Origin of the sequence: Pseudomonas fluorescens HK44 (assembly GCF_000217955.3) — a bacterium.
GTDB lineage: Bacteria > Pseudomonadota > Gammaproteobacteria > Pseudomonadales > Pseudomonadaceae > Aquipseudomonas > Aquipseudomonas fluorescens_AQ.
The window spans coordinates 393,769-411,697 of the sequence record NZ_AFOY02000008.1; the positions used below are offsets into that span (position 1 = coordinate 393,769).

Annotated in this window: 17 protein-coding genes, 4 tRNA genes and 1 pseudogene; 14 read left to right on the forward strand and 8 right to left on the reverse strand. The window is 59.8% G+C overall.

All coding sequences use genetic code 11. The annotated features are described in order from the left end of the window. Positions 1 to 77: 77 nt before the first annotated feature. Entirely contained in the window at positions 78 to 1,094 is a 1,017-nt protein-coding gene (locus HK44_RS08300) for an outer membrane protein assembly factor BamD (RefSeq protein ID WP_019691636.1), read from the reverse strand. Between the two features lie 152 nt (positions 1,095 to 1,246). On the opposite strand from HK44_RS08300, the gene rluD reads away from it, so the two are divergent. The 7 genes from rluD (at position 1,247) to HK44_RS08335 (ending at position 6,336) form a co-directional block, all read left to right on the forward strand. Beyond that, positions 1,247 to 2,209 carry a 23S rRNA pseudouridine(1911/1915/1917) synthase RluD gene (rluD, locus tag HK44_RS08305; protein ID WP_019691637.1) on the forward strand — a complete coding sequence of 321 codons (963 nt, stop codon included), beginning with the start codon at positions 1,247 to 1,249 and terminating at the stop codon, positions 2,207 to 2,209. Next, complete coding sequence (pgeF, locus tag HK44_RS08310) at positions 2,206 to 2,931, forward strand: peptidoglycan editing factor PgeF (RefSeq protein ID WP_019691638.1); 726 nt, start codon at positions 2,206 to 2,208, stop codon at positions 2,929 to 2,931. The genes rluD and pgeF overlap by 4 nt, the downstream gene beginning before the upstream one ends. A 129-nt stretch (positions 2,932 to 3,060) precedes the next feature. Continuing rightward, positions 3,061 to 5,625 carry an ATP-dependent chaperone ClpB gene (gene clpB, locus HK44_RS08315; RefSeq protein ID WP_019691639.1) on the forward strand — a complete coding sequence of 855 codons (2,565 nt, stop codon included), beginning with the start codon at positions 3,061 to 3,063 and terminating at the stop codon, positions 5,623 to 5,625. Positions 5,626 to 5,921: 296 nt separating this feature from the next. After that, a tRNA-Asn gene (locus HK44_RS08320) sits at positions 5,922 to 5,997 on the forward strand. Between the two features lie 9 nt (positions 5,998 to 6,006). Further along, positions 6,007 to 6,083: transfer RNA gene (locus HK44_RS08325), tRNA-Pro, on the forward strand. Between the two features lie 5 nt (positions 6,084 to 6,088). Beyond that, positions 6,089 to 6,164 (forward strand) — tRNA-Lys (locus HK44_RS08330). Positions 6,165 to 6,259: 95 nt separating this feature from the next. After that, a tRNA-Pro gene (locus tag HK44_RS08335) sits at positions 6,260 to 6,336 on the forward strand. Between the two features lie 116 nt (positions 6,337 to 6,452). Here HK44_RS08335 and HK44_RS08340 read toward each other — a convergent pair. From HK44_RS08340 to HK44_RS08350, 3 genes are all read right to left on the reverse strand, one after another. After that, the gene (locus HK44_RS08340) at positions 6,453 to 7,751 is read right to left on the reverse strand and encodes an NAD(P)/FAD-dependent oxidoreductase (protein ID WP_019691640.1); all 1,299 of its coding nucleotides are present in this window, start codon (positions 7,749 to 7,751) and stop codon (positions 6,453 to 6,455) included. Positions 7,752 to 7,814: 63 nt separating this feature from the next. Beyond that, a complete protein-coding gene (locus tag HK44_RS08345) occupies positions 7,815 to 7,988 on the reverse strand; it encodes a DUF3094 family protein (RefSeq protein ID WP_019691641.1) in 174 nt (57 codons plus the stop codon). A gap of 75 nt (positions 7,989 to 8,063) precedes the next feature. Further along, a complete protein-coding gene (locus HK44_RS08350; RefSeq protein WP_019691642.1) occupies positions 8,064 to 8,690 on the reverse strand; it encodes a DUF1780 domain-containing protein in 627 nt (208 codons plus the stop codon). Positions 8,691 to 8,940: 250 nt separating this feature from the next. On the opposite strand from HK44_RS08350, the gene HK44_RS08355 reads away from it, so the two are divergent. From HK44_RS08355 to HK44_RS30465, 4 genes and pseudogenes are all read left to right on the forward strand, one after another. Further along, positions 8,941 to 10,284, forward strand: a complete 1,344-nt coding sequence (locus HK44_RS08355; RefSeq protein ID WP_019691643.1) for an MFS transporter — start codon at positions 8,941 to 8,943, stop codon at positions 10,282 to 10,284. 95 nt (positions 10,285 to 10,379) lie between these two features. Next, on the forward strand, positions 10,380 to 11,591 hold the full coding sequence (locus HK44_RS08360) for a benzoate/H(+) symporter BenE family transporter (RefSeq protein WP_019691644.1): 1,212 nt from the start codon (positions 10,380 to 10,382) through the stop codon (positions 11,589 to 11,591). 74 nt (positions 11,592 to 11,665) lie between these two features. Further along, positions 11,666 to 12,934: an OprD family porin gene (locus tag HK44_RS08365; protein ID WP_019691645.1), complete on the forward strand. Its 1,269-nt coding sequence runs from the start codon at positions 11,666 to 11,668 to the stop codon at positions 12,932 to 12,934. A 494-nt stretch (positions 12,935 to 13,428) separates the two neighbouring features. After that, a pseudogene (locus HK44_RS30465) lies at positions 13,429 to 13,821 on the forward strand (methyl-accepting chemotaxis protein); the annotation flags it as partial. A 20-nt stretch (positions 13,822 to 13,841) separates the two neighbouring features. Here the strand turns inward: HK44_RS30465 and HK44_RS08375 are convergent. Further along, complete coding sequence (locus HK44_RS08375; RefSeq protein WP_019691647.1) at positions 13,842 to 14,081, reverse strand: DUF2790 domain-containing protein; 240 nt, start codon at positions 14,079 to 14,081, stop codon at positions 13,842 to 13,844. Positions 14,082 to 14,202: 121 nt separating this feature from the next. On the opposite strand from HK44_RS08375, the gene HK44_RS08380 reads away from it, so the two are divergent. From HK44_RS08380 to HK44_RS08390, 3 genes are all read left to right on the forward strand, one after another. Beyond that, a complete protein-coding gene (locus HK44_RS08380) occupies positions 14,203 to 15,135 on the forward strand; it encodes a LysR family transcriptional regulator (RefSeq protein WP_019691648.1) in 933 nt (310 codons plus the stop codon). Between the two features lie 130 nt (positions 15,136 to 15,265). Beyond that, positions 15,266 to 15,952 carry an energy-coupling factor ABC transporter permease gene (locus tag HK44_RS08385; RefSeq protein ID WP_019691649.1) on the forward strand — a complete coding sequence of 229 codons (687 nt, stop codon included), beginning with the start codon at positions 15,266 to 15,268 and terminating at the stop codon, positions 15,950 to 15,952. A 63-nt stretch (positions 15,953 to 16,015) separates the two neighbouring features. Beyond that, entirely contained in the window at positions 16,016 to 16,231 is a 216-nt protein-coding gene (locus HK44_RS08390) for a hypothetical protein (RefSeq protein WP_019691650.1), read from the forward strand. A gap of 8 nt (positions 16,232 to 16,239) precedes the next feature. On the opposite strand, the gene yacG is transcribed toward HK44_RS08390, so the two are convergent. From yacG to HK44_RS08405, 3 genes are read right to left on the reverse strand one after another with little or no spacing between them, the layout of a single operon-like run. Next, complete coding sequence (gene yacG / locus HK44_RS08395; RefSeq protein ID WP_019691651.1) at positions 16,240 to 16,440, reverse strand: DNA gyrase inhibitor YacG; 201 nt, start codon at positions 16,438 to 16,440, stop codon at positions 16,240 to 16,242. Continuing rightward, the gene (gene coaE / locus HK44_RS08400; protein ID WP_024264809.1) at positions 16,437 to 17,060 is read right to left on the reverse strand and encodes a dephospho-CoA kinase; all 624 of its coding nucleotides are present in this window, start codon (positions 17,058 to 17,060) and stop codon (positions 16,437 to 16,439) included. The genes yacG and coaE overlap by 4 nt, the downstream gene beginning before the upstream one ends. Further along, positions 17,057 to 17,929 (reverse strand): prepilin peptidase, encoded by an 873-nt coding sequence (locus tag HK44_RS08405; RefSeq protein WP_020723532.1) that lies wholly within the window; start codon positions 17,927 to 17,929, stop codon positions 17,057 to 17,059. Before HK44_RS08405 ends, coaE begins: the two co-directional genes overlap by 4 nt.

Consider the following 17,929-nt stretch of genomic DNA (forward strand, 5'->3'; position numbering starts at 1 on the left):
AGCGTAATAAGTGCTGCACAAAAAACGGGAATAAAAAAGGGAGACTCGAAAGTCTCCCTTTTTGGCACCTCAGGGTGTCAGTCGAACACACCGAAGGTCAGGCGGCTGAACCACGAGCGGTCGCTGCTGTTGCCTTTGGCCTCGTGCGGCTGTTCTTCAACCGCATCGCCTTCTTTAGGCTTGAGCTCGGCAGGGATCGCGTCCTTGGCATCCTGGAACTGCTTCATCACGTCCTGGTTGGCGCGGGTTTCGCCCGGCGGCAGCGGTGGACGGGATTCGATCAGGCCCAGAGTGGCCTTGCTCAGCCATGAACGGTTGTCGGCTTCGGCCACCCGTGGCACGAACTGACCGTCGACCAGGGTCGGGTGGTTCGGGTAGTTGAGCTTCAGGGTTTCGAGACTGGTGTTGGCCAGTTCGTCCAGATGCAGGCGCTGGTAGGACTCGACCATCACCGCCAGGCCGTCACCGACCGAAGGGGTTTCCTGGAAGTTTTCCACGACATAACGACCACGGTTGGCCGCTGCGACATACGCCTGACGGGTCAGGTAGTAGTCGGCTACGTGAATCTCGTAGGACGCCAGCAGGTTGCGCAGATAAATCATGCGTTGCTTGGCATCTGGCGCGTAGCGGCTGTTCGGGTAACGGCTGGTGAGCTGGGCGAACTCGTTGTAGGAGTCACGTGCGGCGCCCGGGTCACGCTTGGTCATGTCCAGCGGCAGGAAGCGCGCCAGCAGGCCGACGTCCTGGTCAAAGGAGGTCAGGCCCTTGAGGTAGTACGCGTAGTCGACGTTCGGGTGCTGCGGGTGCAGACGGATAAAACGCTCGGCGGCAGACTTGGCAGCCTCCGGCTCGGCGTTCTTGTAGTTCGCATAAATCAGTTCGAGTTGAGCTTGATCTGCGTAGCGACCGAACGGATAACGCGATTCCAGAGCCTTCAACTTGGCGGTGGCGCTGGTATAGCTATTATTATCCAGATCGTGCTGGGCCTGCTGGTATAGCTCGACCTCGCTCAGGTTTTCGTCGACGACTTCCTTCGATGAGCAAGCAGCGGTCAATGCGAGGATGGCGATCAGCAGCAGGTGTTTCACTTGCATGGCGGCTTGCGTCCCTATGACGGCCGCTGTCTTGGGCGGGGCCGTCCTGTTATGATGAGTGCCCCGTTGAAAAGCCTCGGGGCAAAAGACGCCGTATTTAACCACAAGCGCGCAGCCGAAACCAAAGGCTGTAGCCGACGCCTAGTCTGAGCATGTCCGATAAAATTGAACTTCGCGCAGAGGTGCCGTCCGAACTGGGCGGCCAACGCCTCGATCAAGTCGCCGCACAATTATTCGCTGAGCACTCGCGCTCGCGCCTTTCCGCCTGGATCAAAGACGGCCGCCTGACTGTGGATGGAGCGGTTATCCGCCCGCGAGACATCGTCCACGGCGGCGCCATCCTTGAGCTGACTGCCGAGCAGGAAGCTCAAGGAGAATGGGTCGCTCAGGACATCGCCCTGGACATCGTCTATGAAGATGACGACATCCTGGTGATCAACAAGCCTGCGGGCCTGGTGGTGCATCCTGCCGCCGGTCACGCCGACGGCACCTTGCTCAATGCCTTGCTGCACCACGTGCCGGACATCATCAATGTGCCGCGCGCCGGTATCGTGCACCGTCTGGACAAGGACACCACCGGTCTGATGGTGGTGGCCAAGACCATTCAGGCGCAGACGCAACTGGTCACGCAGTTGCAGAGCCGCAGCGTCAGCCGGATCTACGAATGCATCGTGATCGGCGTGGTCACCGCCGGTGGCAAGATCAACGCGCCGATCGGTCGTCACGGCCAGCAACGTCAGCGCATGGCGGTGATGGAAGGTGGCAAGCAGGCGGTCAGCCATTACCGCGTGCTTGAGCGTTTCCGCTCCCACACGCACGTGCGGGTCAAGCTGGAAACCGGTCGTACGCACCAGATTCGCGTGCACATGGCTCACATCAACTTCCCGTTGGTCGGAGATCCTGCCTACGGCGGTCGCTTCCGTATTCCGCCGGCAGCCAGTGTGACCATGGTTGAATCGCTGAAACATTTCCCGCGTCAGGCGCTGCATGCGCGTTTCCTGGAACTGGATCATCCGACCACCGGTAAGCGCATGAGCTGGGAGTCGCCACTGCCGGATGATTTCGTCTGGTTGCTGTCGCTGCTCAAGCAAGACCGTGAGGCGTTCATCGGATGATTGACTGGCTGATTCCTGACTGGCCCGCGCCGGCCGGGGTAAAAGCCTGTGTCACCACCCGGGCGGGCGGCGTCAGTCTGGCGCCGTTCGACAGCCTCAATCTGGGCGATCACGTCGACGACAACCCTGAAGCGGTTGCCGAGAACCGCCGTCGCCTCACCGATCATTTCTCTATTCAACCGGCCTGGTTGCAACAGGTTCACGGCATTGCCGTGGCCCATGCGGACCCTGCGACGGTTGCGACGGCTGACGCCAGCTGGACTGTCACGCCGGGTATCGCCTGTGCGGCAATGACGGCCGACTGTTTGCCGGCCTTGTTCTGTGATCGCGCCGGCACACGTGTCGCTGCCGCTCACGCCGGTTGGCGCGGTCTGGCAGCGGGTGTGCTGGAGGCCACCGTCGAAAGCCTGGCCGTAGATCCTGCCGAGGTGCTCGTCTGGCTCGGCCCGGCTATCGGCCCGAAAGCCTTCGAAGTCGGCCCGGAAGTTCGCGAAGCCTTTGTCCGGCAACTCGCGGAAACCGATCAGGCCTTCGTCCCGAGCCATAACACCGGCAAGTTCATGGCCGACATCTATACGCTGGCGCGCCTGCGCCTGGCAGCCTGCGGTGTTACTGCTGTTTACGGTGGCGGCTTCTGCACCGTGACCGATCCACGCTTCTTCTCTTACCGCCGCAGTCCGCGCACCGGTCGGTTTGCTTCCCTGGTCTGGCTCGAACGCTAGACTTATCTGATCTGCGTCAATCAAACGCTGCTTGAATCTTCCAGAATTGACCGCATCTAGTGGGGTATCTGGCAGGTTTCTCTATTTAGGTGTGTCCATCGCTCCGGCCTGCTCAAAGGAAGGTGACCAATGCGTATAGACCGTTTAACCAGTAAATTGCAGTTAGCCTTGTCCGACGCCCAATCCTTGGCTGTCGGCCTCGACCATCCGGGTATTGAACCTGCGCACCTGATGCAAGCGCTGCTGGAGCAGCAGGGCGGCTCGATCAAACCGTTGCTGATGCAAGTGGGTTTTGACATCAACAGCCTGCGCAAAGAGTTGAGCAAAGAGCTCGACCGTCTGCCAAAAATCCAGAATCCCACCGGCGACGTGAACATGTCGCAGGACCTGGCGCGTCTGCTCAACCAGGCGGATCGCCTGGCTCAACAAAAGGGTGACCAGTTCATCTCCAGCGAGCTGGTACTGCTCGCCGCCATGGACGAGAACAGCAAGCTCGGCAAGTTGCTGCTCGGTCAGGGCGTCAGCAAAAAAGCCCTGGAAAACGCGATCAACAACCTGCGTGGCGGCGAAGCAGTGAATGACGCCAATCACGAAGAATCGCGTCAGGCGTTGGACAAATACACTGTCGACCTGACCAAGCGCGCCGAAGAAGGCAAGCTCGACCCGGTGATCGGCCGTGACGACGAAATTCGTCGGACCATCCAGGTGCTGCAGCGCCGCACCAAAAACAACCCGGTGCTGATCGGTGAGCCTGGCGTGGGTAAAACCGCGATCGCCGAAGGCCTGGCCCAGCGCATCATCAACGGCGAAGTGCCGGATGGCCTGAAAGGCAAACGCCTGCTGTCGCTGGACATGGGCGCGCTGATTGCCGGTGCCAAGTACCGTGGCGAGTTCGAAGAACGCCTGAAATCTCTGCTCAACGAGCTGTCGAAGCAGGAAGGTCAGATCATCCTGTTCATCGACGAACTGCACACCATGGTCGGCGCCGGTAAAGGCGAAGGCTCGATGGACGCCGGTAACATGCTCAAACCGGCGCTGGCCCGTGGCGAACTGCATTGCGTTGGCGCGACCACGCTCAACGAGTATCGCCAATATATAGAGAAGGACGCGGCCCTGGAGCGGCGCTTCCAGAAAGTCCTGGTGGACGAGCCGAGCGAAGAAGACACCATCGCGATCCTGCGTGGCCTGAAAGAGCGCTACGAAGTTCACCACAAGGTGGCGATCACCGACGGCGCGATCATTGCGGCGGCCAAGTTGAGCCATCGCTACATCACTGACCGTCAGTTGCCGGACAAGGCTATCGACCTGATCGATGAAGCGGCCAGCCGCATTCGCATGGAAATCGACTCCAAGCCGGAAGTGCTGGATCGTCTGGAGCGGCGCTTGATTCAACTGAAGGTTGAATCTCAGGCGCTGAAGAAAGAAGACGACGAAGCGGCGAAGAAGCGTCTTGAAAAGCTCCAGGAAGAAATTGCCCGGCACGAGCGTGAGTATTCTGATCTGGAAGAAATCTGGGCCTCGGAAAAAGCCGAAGTACAGGGCTCGGCGCAGATCCAGCAGAAAATCGAACAGTCCCGTCAGGAACTGGAAGCCGCCCGCCGCAAAGGCGACCTCAACCGCATGGCCGAGTTGCAGTACGGGGTGATCCCGGACCTGGAACGCAGCCTGCAAATGGTCGACCAGCATGGCAAGAGTGAAAACCAGTTGCTGCGCAGCAAGGTGACTGAAGAAGAGATCGCCGAAGTCGTGTCGAAATGGACCGGCATTCCGGTGTCGAAAATGCTTGAAGGCGAGCGCGACAAACTGCTGAAAATGGAAAGCCTGTTGCACCAGCGCGTGATTGGCCAGAACGAAGCCGTGGTGGCGGTGGCCAACGCCGTGCGCCGTTCGCGTGCCGGGTTGTCCGATCCGAATCGCCCAAGCGGTTCGTTCATGTTCCTCGGCCCGACCGGTGTCGGTAAAACCGAGTTGTGCAAAGCCTTGGCCGAGTTCCTCTTTGATACCGAAGAGGCGATGGTGCGGATCGATATGTCCGAGTTCATGGAGAAGCATTCCGTGGCGCGGCTGATCGGTGCGCCACCCGGCTACGTGGGCTACGAGGAGGGCGGTTACCTGACCGAGGCGGTACGTCGCAAGCCGTATTCGGTGATCCTCCTGGACGAGGTCGAGAAGGCCCACCCGGATGTGTTCAACGTGCTGCTGCAAGTGCTGGAAGATGGCCGCCTGACCGACAGTCACGGGCGCACCGTGGATTTTCGCAATACGGTGATCGTCATGACCTCCAACCTGGGCTCGGTGCAGATCCAGGAACTGGTCGGTGATCGTGAAGCGCAACGTGCGGCGGTAATGGATGCGGTGTCGACGCACTTCCGTCCGGAGTTCATCAACCGGATCGACGAAGTGGTGATTTTCGAGCCGTTGGCGCGGGATCAGATTGCCGGCATTACCGAGATCCAGTTGGGTCGCCTGCGCAGCCGTCTGGCCGAGCGTGAGCTGAAACTGACGCTGAGCAGCGAGGCACTGGATAAGTTGATTGCGGTGGGCTACGACCCGGTCTATGGCGCACGGCCGCTCAAACGAGCGATCCAGCGCTGGATCGAAAACCCGCTGGCACAGCTGATTCTGGCCGGCAGTTTCCTGCCAGGCACTACCGTGACGGCCACCGTTGCGAACGACGAAATCGTTTTCAACTGAGCGTTTGTTGCACGGTAATGGAGTAGGCCCCGCATCGCGGGGCCTTTTTTTTCTTAGGGTGTTGAACTGTAAGGAAAAGGCTTGTAAAGTGCGCCCCGCAGTAAGTCGCCCCAGCGGTTTCTTCTCCCCAAGGAGAAATCTGAAATAAGTTGCAAATCATTGTCTTGAAAGCAATTTAGGGGGTTGACAGAGGTGTTTAAGATTGTAGAATAGCGCGCCTCAGACACACGAACGCAGCGATGCGAACGGGTAGAAGAGGTGAAGCAAGCTTCACAGTTGTAATTGAAATATGTAGTTCCGTGATAGCTCAGTCGGTAGAGCAAATGACTGTTAATCATTGGGTCCCAGGTTCGAGTCCTGGTCACGGAGCCAATTTCAAACCGGGGTATAGCGCAGTCCGGTAGCGCGCCTGCTTTGGGAGCAGGATGTCAGGAGTTCGAATCCCCTTACCCCGACCATTTTTGGGTCGTTAGCTCAGTTGGTAGAGCAGTTGGCTTTTAACCAATTGGTCGTAGGTTCGAATCCCACACGACCCACCATTTTTGAAACCAGTTAGCGCTGGAATCGAATCTTAAGATCAGAGGCCAAAAGCACTGATCGAATAAGGCGCTCTGTTAAAGGGTGCCTTTTTTACCGGGGTATAGCGCAGTCCGGTAGCGCGCCTGCTTTGGGAGCAGGATGTCAGGAGTTCGAATCCCCTTACCCCGACCATATTAAAAATCCTCGTATCGAAAGATACGGGGATTTTTTTTGTCTGCTGAAATCCAGGATCGCGACAAATGATCGTTCCCGCGCGTGGGAACGATCAATTAACGGACGAGAGGATCTTAATGCAGCTTGAGCCGCGGTTCAGTGCCGCGACCAATCTTGCTCCCCAGCATCAGCATCGCCGTGCGGAACGGTCCATACAGCGCGACCTGGTGCATGCGGTACAACGACACGTAAAACATCCGCGCCAGCCAGCCCTCAAGCATTACGCTGCCGGTCAGGTTGCCCATCAAGTTACCCACAGCCGAAAAACGCGACAGCGAGATCAGGGAACCGTAATCGGTGTACTTGTACGTTGGTAACGGCTTGCCTTCGATGCGCAGTTTCAACGATTTGGCCAGCAGCGAGGCTTGTTGGTGTGCGGCTTGCGCACGTGGCGGCACGTTGCGATCGGTGCCGGGTTGCGGGCAGGCCGCGCAGTCACCGAAGGCGAAAATGTTTTCGTCGCGGGTGGTTTGCAGGGTCGGCAGCACTTGCAGCTGGTTGATCCGGTTGGTTTCCAGGCCGTCGATGTCCTTGAGGAAACCCGGCGCACGGATCCCGGCCGCCCAGACTTTCAGGCTGGCCTTGATCTCCTGGCCGCTGGCAGTGATCAGCGCATCGGCAGTGACTTCACTGACCGCTGCGTTGGTCAGCACCTTGACCCCAAGTTTCTCCAGGGTTTTATGCACAGGGCCGCCGATCCGCTCCGGCAGGGCAGGCAACACCCGTGGGCCGGCTTCGATCAGGGTGATGTGCATGTTTTCCGGAAGGATCCGATCCAGGCCGTACGCCGCCAGTTCGTGGGCCGCGTTGTGCAGTTCCGCCGCCAGTTCGACGCCGGTGGCGCCCGCGCCGACGATGGCCACGCTGATCTGTTGCACTGCATCGGATTGCCCGGCGTGGGCACGCAGGTAGTGGTTGAGCAATTGCTGGTGGAAGCGCTCGGCCTGTTTGCGGGTGTCGAGGAACAGGCAGTGCTGCGCTGCGCCCTGAGTGCCGAAATCGTTGGTGGTGCTGCCGACCGAAATCACCAGCGAGTCGTAACCCACCTCGCGTGCCGGTACCAGTTCCACGCCGTTTTCGTCGTAGGTGGCGGCCAGCTGGATTTTCTTCTGTGCACGATCGAGCCCGCTCATGCGCCCCAGTTGGAACTCGAAGTGGTTCCATTTTGCCTGGGCGACATAGTTGAGTTCGTCTTCGGAAGAGTTCAGGGAACCGGCCGCTACTTCATGCAACAGCGGTTTCCAGATGTGCGTCAGGTTCGCGTCGACCAGCATCACACTGGCCGTGCCACGCTTGCCCAGAGTCTTACCCAGACGGGTAGCCAACTCCAGACCGCCGGCGCCGCCGCCAACGATGACAATACGATGAGTCATGGGGATATCTCGCAAGGCTAAAGGAAATCGGTGCTGCAATTACCCGAGCGAGCGCCACGCAGCTCATAGCGTCAGGTAACTGATAAGTCGGCTCAGCAGGCCCAGGCCAATCGTCACTGCCAATACCACCACGAGGAGCATCCACGGCCGGAAAGGCCGGCGCTCGACTCGGTTCTGGGACAGTTGCAGGTACTCTTCGACATGCTGCTGGTCGTCGGGTTTCAGGCGGCTGGTCATATAGGGCCTCGTCAGGTAGACGTTGCTAAATGTATAGAAGCTACAGTGGGGGCGCCAACAATTGCTGTAGTGGGTTCATAGGCTGATCCCGACGTCGAACAGGATGCTGCGTCCCAGATTGCTGCGCAAAAAGTCCGGTGCATCGGGATGGGCAAACAGCACTCGGGCGAAGGTCGGGCCGACCAGTGACAACGAGCGCCATCCCTGGCGCAGGTATTCGGTGGGCGGCGGGAAATGGCTGTTGAGGTCGAGCACTTCGCGCTTGAGGCTGGCGAAAGCGATGATGTCCAGTTCGCCCAGGTCCATCCCCCGTTCTTTGTAGTTGTGCGCTTTTTTGCGCAGGGTCGGTGCCAGTCTCAGCAAGAACTCGTTGGCTGGAATACGCCTGGGCTTGGCTTCGCGGCGCACCAGTTGGCTCAGCGAGAACGCACTGCGCCGGCGTTGCAGTTCGTCGCGCCACTCGTCATTCAACCGTCGACCTTCGTCGAGCACGAAGAACACCTCGAAATTCGCCTCGCGAAACAGTACGTCCGGCGGTTCACCGGCAGGGGTGAATTCGTCGACGCGGTAGGGAATGTTCAAGCCTTGCAGCAGGCGTTGGCAAACCCAACGCTCACGCTCCCATTTGCGGGCATTGGAAAGGAACGCGTTGGCTTGCTCGGCCGCGATGGTCAGCAGGCGCAAATAATCTGAGTCATCCATAGGCCAAGCTTAGCGTTCAAATGCGATCGCAAAGAAGACAGTTTGTCGGAGAGGAAAAACTTCCCGTGTCTTCATCGTTGCATGCCTCCGGCGATCTTCCCCCAAAGCCCGGTTCGGGATACTGCACAAAACGGATAGCGATCTGCGTAAATCGGATATTGCTGCGCGCCAAGCGTCCCTACCCTCGGCTGTACGGACGTTTACCGCGTTACCGATGCTCTTAAAAAAACAACAACAAGAGAAAGATGCCATGCGCACGATCGACGTACATGAGGTTATCGACAACGCACGCTTCAACCGCTTTCACTGGAGGGTGCTGTGCTGGTGTGCCCTGATCATCATCTTCGACGGTTACGATCTGGTGATCTACGGCGTGGTGTTGCCGATGCTGATGAAGGAGTGGGGGCTGAGCCCGCTGCAGGCGGGTGCATTAGGCAGTTATGCACTGTTCGGCATGATGTTCGGGGCGCTGTTTTTCGGCCCGCTGTCGGACAAGATCGGCCGCAAAAAAGCCATCACCCTGTGCGTGATGCTCTTCAGCGGTTTTACCGTGCTCAATGGTTTTGCCGGCAACCCCACTGAATTTGGCATTTGCCGGTTCATTGCCGGGCTGGGGATTGGCGGGGTGATGCCCAACGTGGTGGCGCTGATGAACGAGTACGCGCCGAAAAAAATCCGCAGCACCCTGGTGGCGATCATGTTCAGCGGCTACTCGGTGGGCGGCATGCTCTCGGCCGGGCTGGGCATCGTGCTGATCCCGAGCTTTGGCTGGCAGTCGGTGTTTTATGTGGCGATTGTGCCGTTCCTGCTGTTGCCGCTGATCATGTACTTCTTGCCCGAATCGGTGGGCTTCATGCTGCGTCAGGGCCGCAATGAACAGGCGCGCAACGTTCTCCAACGGGTTGACCCGGCTTATGTTGCGCAAGCCACCGATCAATTGCACATGACAGAAGTGAAGGGCCGAGGCACCCCGGTTTTGCAGCTGTTCCGCGAAGGCCGGGCGATGCGCACGCTGATGTTGTGGCTGGCGTTTTTCTGCTGCCTGTTGATGGTGTATGCCTTGAGCTCCTGGCTGCCGAAACTGATGGCCAACGCCGGTTATAGCCTGGGGTCGAGTCTGTCATTCCTGCTGGTGCTGAATTTCGGTGCCATCTTCGGCGCGGTCGGCGGCGGCGTGTTGGGTGACAAACTCAACCTGCCGAGAGTCTTGGCGGTGTTCTTCGCCATCGCCGCCGTATCCATCACTTTGCTTGGCTTCAACAGCCCGACACCGGTGCTCTACCTGCTGATCGCCATTGCCGGTGCCACCACCATCGGTTCGCAGATCCTGTTGTACGCCTGCGCCGCACAGTTCTATTCCATGGCCATTCGTTCCACCGGTTTGGGCTGGGCCTCGGGAATCGGTCGCAATGGGGCCATCGTCGGCCCGCTGCTGGGCGGTGCGTTGCTGGGGATCAGTCTGCCGCTGCAATTGAACTTCATGGCGTTCGCCTTGCCGGGGGCGGTCGCCGCCATCGCCATGGTCGCGTTTGCCATCAGCAGCCAACGCAGCAGCAAAGGCGTCACCTCGAGACTGGCGCCGACCAGCGTCTGAACCCTGCGTGCTTGCCAATCCATTGATGTCCCCGAACAACAGCGACCACCGGCCGTGTGCCACGGATCGCCTGATGAGTCTTGCGGCGAGGTTCCATGAAAGCGTTGTTCCATGACTTTTCCCTGTCTGCTGCGGTCGCCGGATTTATCGCCACGGTGATTTCCTATGCCGGTCCCTTGGTGATCATTTTTCAGGCCGCTGAGACCGCGCACCTCTCGCAGGAGGTACTGTCGTCCTGGGTCTGGGCGATTTCCATCGGCAGCGCTGTGCTCGGTATTGGCTTGAGCCTGCGTTACCGCGTGCCGGTGATTATTGCGTGGTCGGCGCCGGGCTCGGCGTTGCTGGTGGCACTGTTGCCGGGGATTTCCATGCACGAGGCGGTGGGTGCTTATCTGGTCAGTAGCCTGATCATATTTCTGGTCGGCGTGTCGGGCGCCTTTGACCGGATCATCAGCCAACTGCCCGCAGCCATTGCAGCGGCAATGCTGGCAGGGATTCTGTTCCGCTTCGGTACCGGGTTGTTCGTGTCCTTGCAGGGCAAACCGATGCTGGTGCTGGCGATGTTTGCCACTTACCTGATCTGCAAGCGGGTGATGCCGCGTTATGCGGTGTTGATGGTGCTGCTGGTCGGTTGCTCGATCGCCTTGCTCGCGGGTGACTTGCACCGCGAAGCGTTGGTGATCGGTTTCGCGACACCGGTGTGGATCACGCCCGCGTTCAGTCTGAGCGCGACCCTGAATATTGCCTTGCCGCTGGTGATGGTGGCGCTGACCGGGCAGTTCGTTCCGGGCATGGCGGTGTTGCGCGCCAGCGGCTATTCCACGCCCGCGAGCCCGATTATTGCCAGCAGTGCGTTGGGCACCGCGTTGTTGGCACCGTTCGGCTGTCATGGACTGAATCTGGCGGCGATTACCGCGGCTATCTGCACCGGGCGCGAGGCCCATGAAGATCCGCGCAAACGCTATGTCGCCGGAGTCGTGGGCGGGCTCTGTTACCTGCTGCTGGGGATCTTTGGCGCCACTCTGGTTTCGCTGTTTTCAGCCTTTCCCAAAGAGCTGATTGCAGCACTGGCGGGGCTGGCGTTATTCGCCGCGATTGCCGGGGCATTGGCCAGTGCGATGGCGGTGCCGGGTGACCGCGAGGCGGCGCTGGTGACCTTTCTCACCACTGCGTCGGGCATGTCGCTGTTCGGTTTGTCCGCTGCTTTCTGGGGGCTGATTTTCGGCATGCTCACGCACCTGTTGTTGAGCGTCCGGCGTCCCGCGCCTGTCACTCAGGCAAGCAATACGCTGGAGGTGACGCGCTGAGTTCGTCGGCGACCGTACTCCACATCCCTATTGCGCTTCACCACCTGTCGATCAATAAAAATAAGAGAAATGTGATGAAACAGATTCTATCCACACTCGGTTCAACGATGTCTCTGGCGGTCGCCTCGGGTTTTTCCAGTGGCCTGATGGCCGCCGAGAGCGGTTTTATCGAAGACACCAGCGCCACGTTGCAGGCGCGCAATTACTACTTCAGTCGGGACTTCTCCGACATCGTCGGGGCCAACAAACAGTCGAAGGCCGAGGAGTGGGCCCAAGGCTTCATCCTTAACGTCAAATCCGGTTACACCCAAGGCACCGTCGGTGTCGGTGTGGATGTCTTGGGCTTGCTCGGCCTCAAGCTCGACAGCAGTCCGAACCGGGTCAACACCGGGTTGTTGCCAGTACAGAGCGATGGGCGCGCGGCGGATGACTACAGTCGTCTGGCCGGTGCGTTGAAGCTGCGTTACTCCAGAACCGAGTTGAAGGTCGGTGAGTTGCAACCCAACCTGCCGGTGCTGGCCTTCAGCGATATCCGTTTGCTGCCGCCGAGCTACCAAGGGGCGAGCATCAGCTCCAACGAGATCAACGGCCTGACCTTGCAGGCCGGGCATCTGCGTTCAACCAGCCTGCGCAACGAGTCCGGCGAGGAAAAAATGCAAGCCATGCTCGGGCATGTGCCGCAGCGTCAGGTCAGCAGTGACGGCTTCAACTTCGCGGGCGCCGATTACGCCTTTAATGACAAACGCACCTCGGTCAGCGCCTGGTACGGGCAACTGGAAGATATCTACAACCAGCGCTTCCTCGGTCTCAAACACAGCGAACCGTTGGGCGACTGGACCCTGGGCGCTAACCTCGGCTACTACGACTCCCGTGAGGATGGCAAAAAATTGCTGGGCACCATCGACAACCGGGCGTTCTTTTCATTGCTGTCGGCCAAGCGTGGCGGCCACACGTTCTATGTCGGTTATCAGGGGATGTATGGCGACAGCGCCTTCCCACGGGTCTTCGCCAACATCTCGCCGCTGGGCAACGAGGTGCCGACCTACGAGTTCGCCTACACCGACGAACGCTCGTGGCAGGCGCGCTATGACTACGACTTCGCCGCCCTCGGGGTGCCGGGGCTGACCAGCACCGTGCGTTACATCACCGGCAACAACGTCGACACCGGCAAGGGTTTCGAAGGCAAGGACCGCGAACGCGATCTCGATCTCGGTTATGTGCTGCAGAGCGGCACTCTCAAAGGTCTCGGGATACGCGTGCGCAATGCCATGGCGCGTTCCAATTACCGCAGCGATATTGACGAAAACCGTTTGATCCTCAGTTACACCTGGACGCTGCTATGACGGGCGCGCAAGAACGCGGGCCGCGCAAGATCGGTGCGGGTGTGTTGTTGATGATTGCTGGCGTGGGCGCTGTGATGTTGGCCTGGGGCGATAACGAGCGGCTGCTGCTGGCTGGCGGAATAAACCTCGCGTTGCTGTTTGCTGCGGCGCTGTATCGTCGACAGCCACCGGTGACAGTGACGCCACCGAGTGAGTTTGAAGTGCCCGAGCCGAGCGTGGTGCTGATCGAGCCCCCGACCCCGGCAGTGCAACCTGAGCGCGAATGGCCCGGTGTGGCCGTGCACCTCACGCTGGAGCAATTGACCGAGTCGGTGCTGCAAACCGAGGAAGACATGCGTTTTGCCAATCAACTGGCGCGCACGGCCGGCGAGCGGGTGAAGGCGAGTGCGCTGAGCATGCAGTCTTCGGCCAGTGTGCTGGGGGACTTGAACCTGTACATGCAACGTCTGGATCAAGTGTTCGATGAACTCGGCGGTCAGTCGATGCGCATCGGTGCGATTGTCGGCAGCATTCAGGACATTTCCCGCCAGACCAATCTGCTGGCGTTGAACGCAGCCATTGAGGCGGCACGGGCAGGCAGTCATGGTCGAGGCTTTGCGGTGGTGGCAGACGAAGTGCGCAATCTGTCACGTCAGGCGGCGGATTCCAGTGCGCAGATCAGGCAGATCGCGACGGGCCTGGAACAGTCCGCCGAGCATGCGCGTCAAGGTATCGAGCAGTTGGCCGGTTCAACGCGTCTGGGTCTGGAAAAGGCCGAAGTGGCGTTGCACTCGATGGACGAACTGCAAAGTGGTGCGCTGGCCCGGGTCGAGGTGGTCGAGCGCATCATGGCGCGTTTGGCCGGGCTGCATGATCTGGCCTTGCAGGCGAAACGGATGGTCGTTTGAGTCGTGCAGCGAGCCAGCGATCACAGGTCGCTCGTGCAGCTGCCCATGACCTGGTAAGTCACGCGATGGGTCTGGCCTTGATGATCGATGTAGACCATGGTCGCCGGCACGACGTCGCAGGCGGTGGCGGTGTTTGTCACGGATACTACCTTGGCGATGTCCAGCGGTTGCGCCGGGTTGTACGCAGTGGTGGGTTCGTTGCCGGCGGCCATGGCGCAAGTGGCGAAAACGGTCAGAAACAGGCTGATCAAGGTTTTCATTTTTGTGTGCTCCGTGTGGGTTCCGATGATTGAAGTCTATGCCTTGCCCGCTACCAATAAAGGGGCAAACGCCTGATGCAGCCTTACGTGAAACGCAACAGTCAGTGCCCGAGGAGGGCCTATGGATTTGCTCAATAACTTGCGGGTGTTCGTCCGCGTAGTGGACAGCGGCAGCTTTACCGCCGCTGCCGACGCACTTGAGCTCTCGACCGCGCAAGTGTCCCGATTGGTCGCGGATCTGGAGCAGCATGTGCAGGCGCGTCTGCTGCAACGCACCACCCGGCGCTTGAGCCTGACCGAGGCCGGTGAGCGCTTTTTGCTGCGCAGTCGGCAAATACTCGAAGAGATGGAAGAGGCTACGGCCGAAGCGCGTGGTGCTCATCTCAAGCCCAGCGGTCGGTTGCGGGTTCACAGCATGCATGGCCTGGGTGTACTGATCACGCCGCTGATCGCTCGATACACTGAGCTTTATCCTGATGTCGTGTTTGAGTTGACCCTGTCACAGCGCAATCCGGATCCGCTGGAAGGAGGCCATGACGTGGTGATTTCGATTGCCCATGAGCTGGCCGACTCGCAGTTTGTCGCGCAGGTCATCGGGCAGATTTACAGCGTGCCCTGCGCCTCCCCGGAGTACCTGCAACGCCAGGGTGTGCCAGGCAACCCGCGGGCACTGAACGATCATCGCTGTTTGCGCATGCTCGATCCGTTGTACAGCGATCAATGGGTGTTCCACGACGAGCAGGGTGAGCATCACGTCAGCCCGGCGAAGACGTTTCAGTGCAATGTTGCCGAGTCGATGGTCAAGGCTTCCGAAGCGGGGATGGGGGTGAGTCTGTTGCCGTTTTACACCGCGACCCGGCCGTTGAACGACGGCACGTTGCTGCGTCTGCTGCCGGCCTATCGCCCGCGTGAGCGCAATGTCTACGCGCTGTACCCGTCGCGGCGCTTTCTTGATGCGAAGGTCCGAACCTGGGTGGACTTTCTCAAGGCCGAGTTACCGCGGCTGTTCGCCGAGCATGAGGCGGTGATGAGCGATCCACGCCACTGGGCCTGAGGTCGAAGGGCGCGCGCAGGGCGGTGTAGACTGAGGACTTGTTTCGGTTCGACAAGGAGTCTGAAGTGAACGTCTGCTTCGCAGGGTTACCGGGTTTTGTACCGTTGTGGCCGCGGGAGTGCCTGCCGCGATGATCGGTGCCGCATTGCTGTCGCCCGAAACCCTCACGGTCGGTTGGCTGATCTATGTGCCGGTGCTGATCTGGGCTGTTGCGCGGGCACCGTGGGTCGAGTTGTTCACTGACCGTCGACGCCAGCATTTGCTGTTCGGCACGGTGTTCGCGTTGTTCGTCCTCTGGCTGGTGCGACGGGACTTCAACACCGGCGTTTCTTACCACGTTATCGGCATGACGGCGGTGACGTTATTGCTGGACTGGCCGCTGGCGATTGTCGGCGGGCTGGTGGCGCAGGTGGGGCTGGTGCTGCTCGGGCGTCAGGACCTGGCCGCGATGGGGGTCAATGGCGCGTTGCTGATTCTGTTGCCGGTGCTGGTCACCGAAGGCTGCGCGATCCTGGTGGAGCGGGCGCAACCGCGTAATCCCTTTGTGTATATCTTTTGCTCGGGCTTTTTGGCCGCCGGGCTTTCGGCGTTGCTCTGCCTGCTGGTGGGGCTGGGGCTGTTGTGGTTCGACGAGCGTTTTGCGATGCCGGAATGGCTGGAGGATTTTGTCGGTTACCTGTGGCTGATCATTTTTCCCGAGGCGTTTATCAACGGCATGGTGATCAGTTCGCTGGTGGTGTTCTGCCCCGAGTGGCTGGAGACCTTCAACCGCACGCGTTATTTGTCGGCGCCGTGGAAGGACGACGACAAGCCTTGATCCATATCAAATGCTCGAATCGCCTGCGATCCCATGCTCTGGAAAATCCTCAGGAGCGGTGGCATGAGCGTTTACGAATGGGCAAGACAGGAGTTGCGCGATAGCCTGGAGTCGGCGCATGAAGCAGGGTTTGAACCAGGGTTGAGCCTGCGCGCCTTGCTCAGTGCGGTGGTGCAGCAGAGCAAGGGCGTACGCAGTATCGAGGATCTGGCCGATGAGTTGCAGTTTCTGGCGGAGAATCTCGATGACGGCCAGGACTACGGGTTCATGCGGCCCTGATGCTGGGATCAGTGACGCGGGTCGAAGTCTTCCGAGAACAACTCGTCTTCAGAGTCGGGGCTGACCGGGATCTTGTGTTCTTCCGACGCCCAGGCGCCCAGATCGATCAGTTTGCAGCGGTCCGAGCAAAACGGCCGGTAGGTGCTGGTCGCGCTCCATTCAACAGGGGCGCCGCAGGTTGGACATTCGACGACAGGGGGTTGGCTCATGACTGGCCTCCACGCAAAGTAAGGTAAAAGTGATGCAGGCGTTCGACCTCGCTGTGCAGCCAGGCGAGGTCGCGGTCGTTGACCACCACATCGTCGGCATGGCTGAGGCGTTCCTGACGGCTGGACTGGGCCTTGAGGATCGCCTGGACCTGCTGTTCGCTGGTCTGGTCGCGCTGCAAGGTTCGTTCGATCTGTAAGTGTTCCGGTGCGTCGATTACCAGCACTCGCTGGGTCAATTTGTACTGCCCGGACTCGATCAACAGCGGCGACACCAGAATCGCATAAGGTGATTGTGCGCGTGCCAGGTGCGCGGCGATTTCCTGAGCGATCAGCGGATGCAGCAACGCTTCGAGCCAGCGGCGTTCTTCGGGGACTTCAAAGATCAGCTTGCGCAGTGCCGCGCGATCCAATTGTCCATCGGCTTGCAGCACGCCGGTACCGAAGTGCCCGGCAATCTGCGCCAGCGCCGGGCGACCGGGTTCGACCACCCAGCGTGCGGCATGATCGGCATCCACCGCATGCACACCCAGATCGATGAAGTGCCGGGCCGCCGCGCTTTTGCCGCTGCCGATGCCACCGGTCAGGCCGAGAATCCAGGGTTTTTCCACAAGGGTATTCATTTGAAACCGACAAACTGCCAATAGAAGCCGGTTATTTGACCACCCCAGAGCAAGGCAATCCAGCCGGCAATTGCCAGATAGGGTCCGAAGGGGATCGGCGTCGAGGCGTTGGCGTCTTTCAGGCGCAGCAAAATCACACCCCCCACCGCGCCCACCAGCGATGAAAGCAGGACCGTCAGCGGCAGAATCTGCCAACCGCCCCAGGCACCGAGCAGCGCCAGGAGCTTGAAGTCACCGTGACCGACACCTTCCTTGCCGGTCATCAGTTTGAACAGCCAATACACCGACCACAGCAGCAGATAACCGGCCACCGCCCCCCACATCGCTGCGTGCAAAGGCACGAAAAGCTCGAAGCTGTTGACGATCAGACCCAGCCACAATAACGGCAATACCAGCACATCCGGTAGCAATTGGTGGTCGGCGTCGATCAGACACATTGCCAGTAACCCCCAACTCAAGACCAGTCCCCACGCCGCTTGCCAACCGAAGCCGAAGTGCCAGGCGACAAACGCCGAGAGCACGCCGCAGGCCAGTTCGGTCAAGGGGTAGCGGGCGCTGATGGGCGCTTTGCAATTTGAGCACCGGCCGCGCAGTGCCAGGTAACTGAGCAGCGGAATGTTTTCCCAGGCGCGGATTCGATGGGCGCACTGCGGGCAGTGTGAATGCGGCAGCATCAGGTTGTAGGTCGGGCCCGGTGCTTCAGGTGGCAAACCCAATACGTCCAGGGCTTGTTGCCGCCAATCACACTCAAGCATTTTCGGCAGGCGCCAGACCACCACATTGAGAAAGCTACCGATCACCAGCCCGAGCACTAATGCGGTAACAACGAACGCCAGTGGGTAACCGGCCATGAATTCACTCAAGGGCAT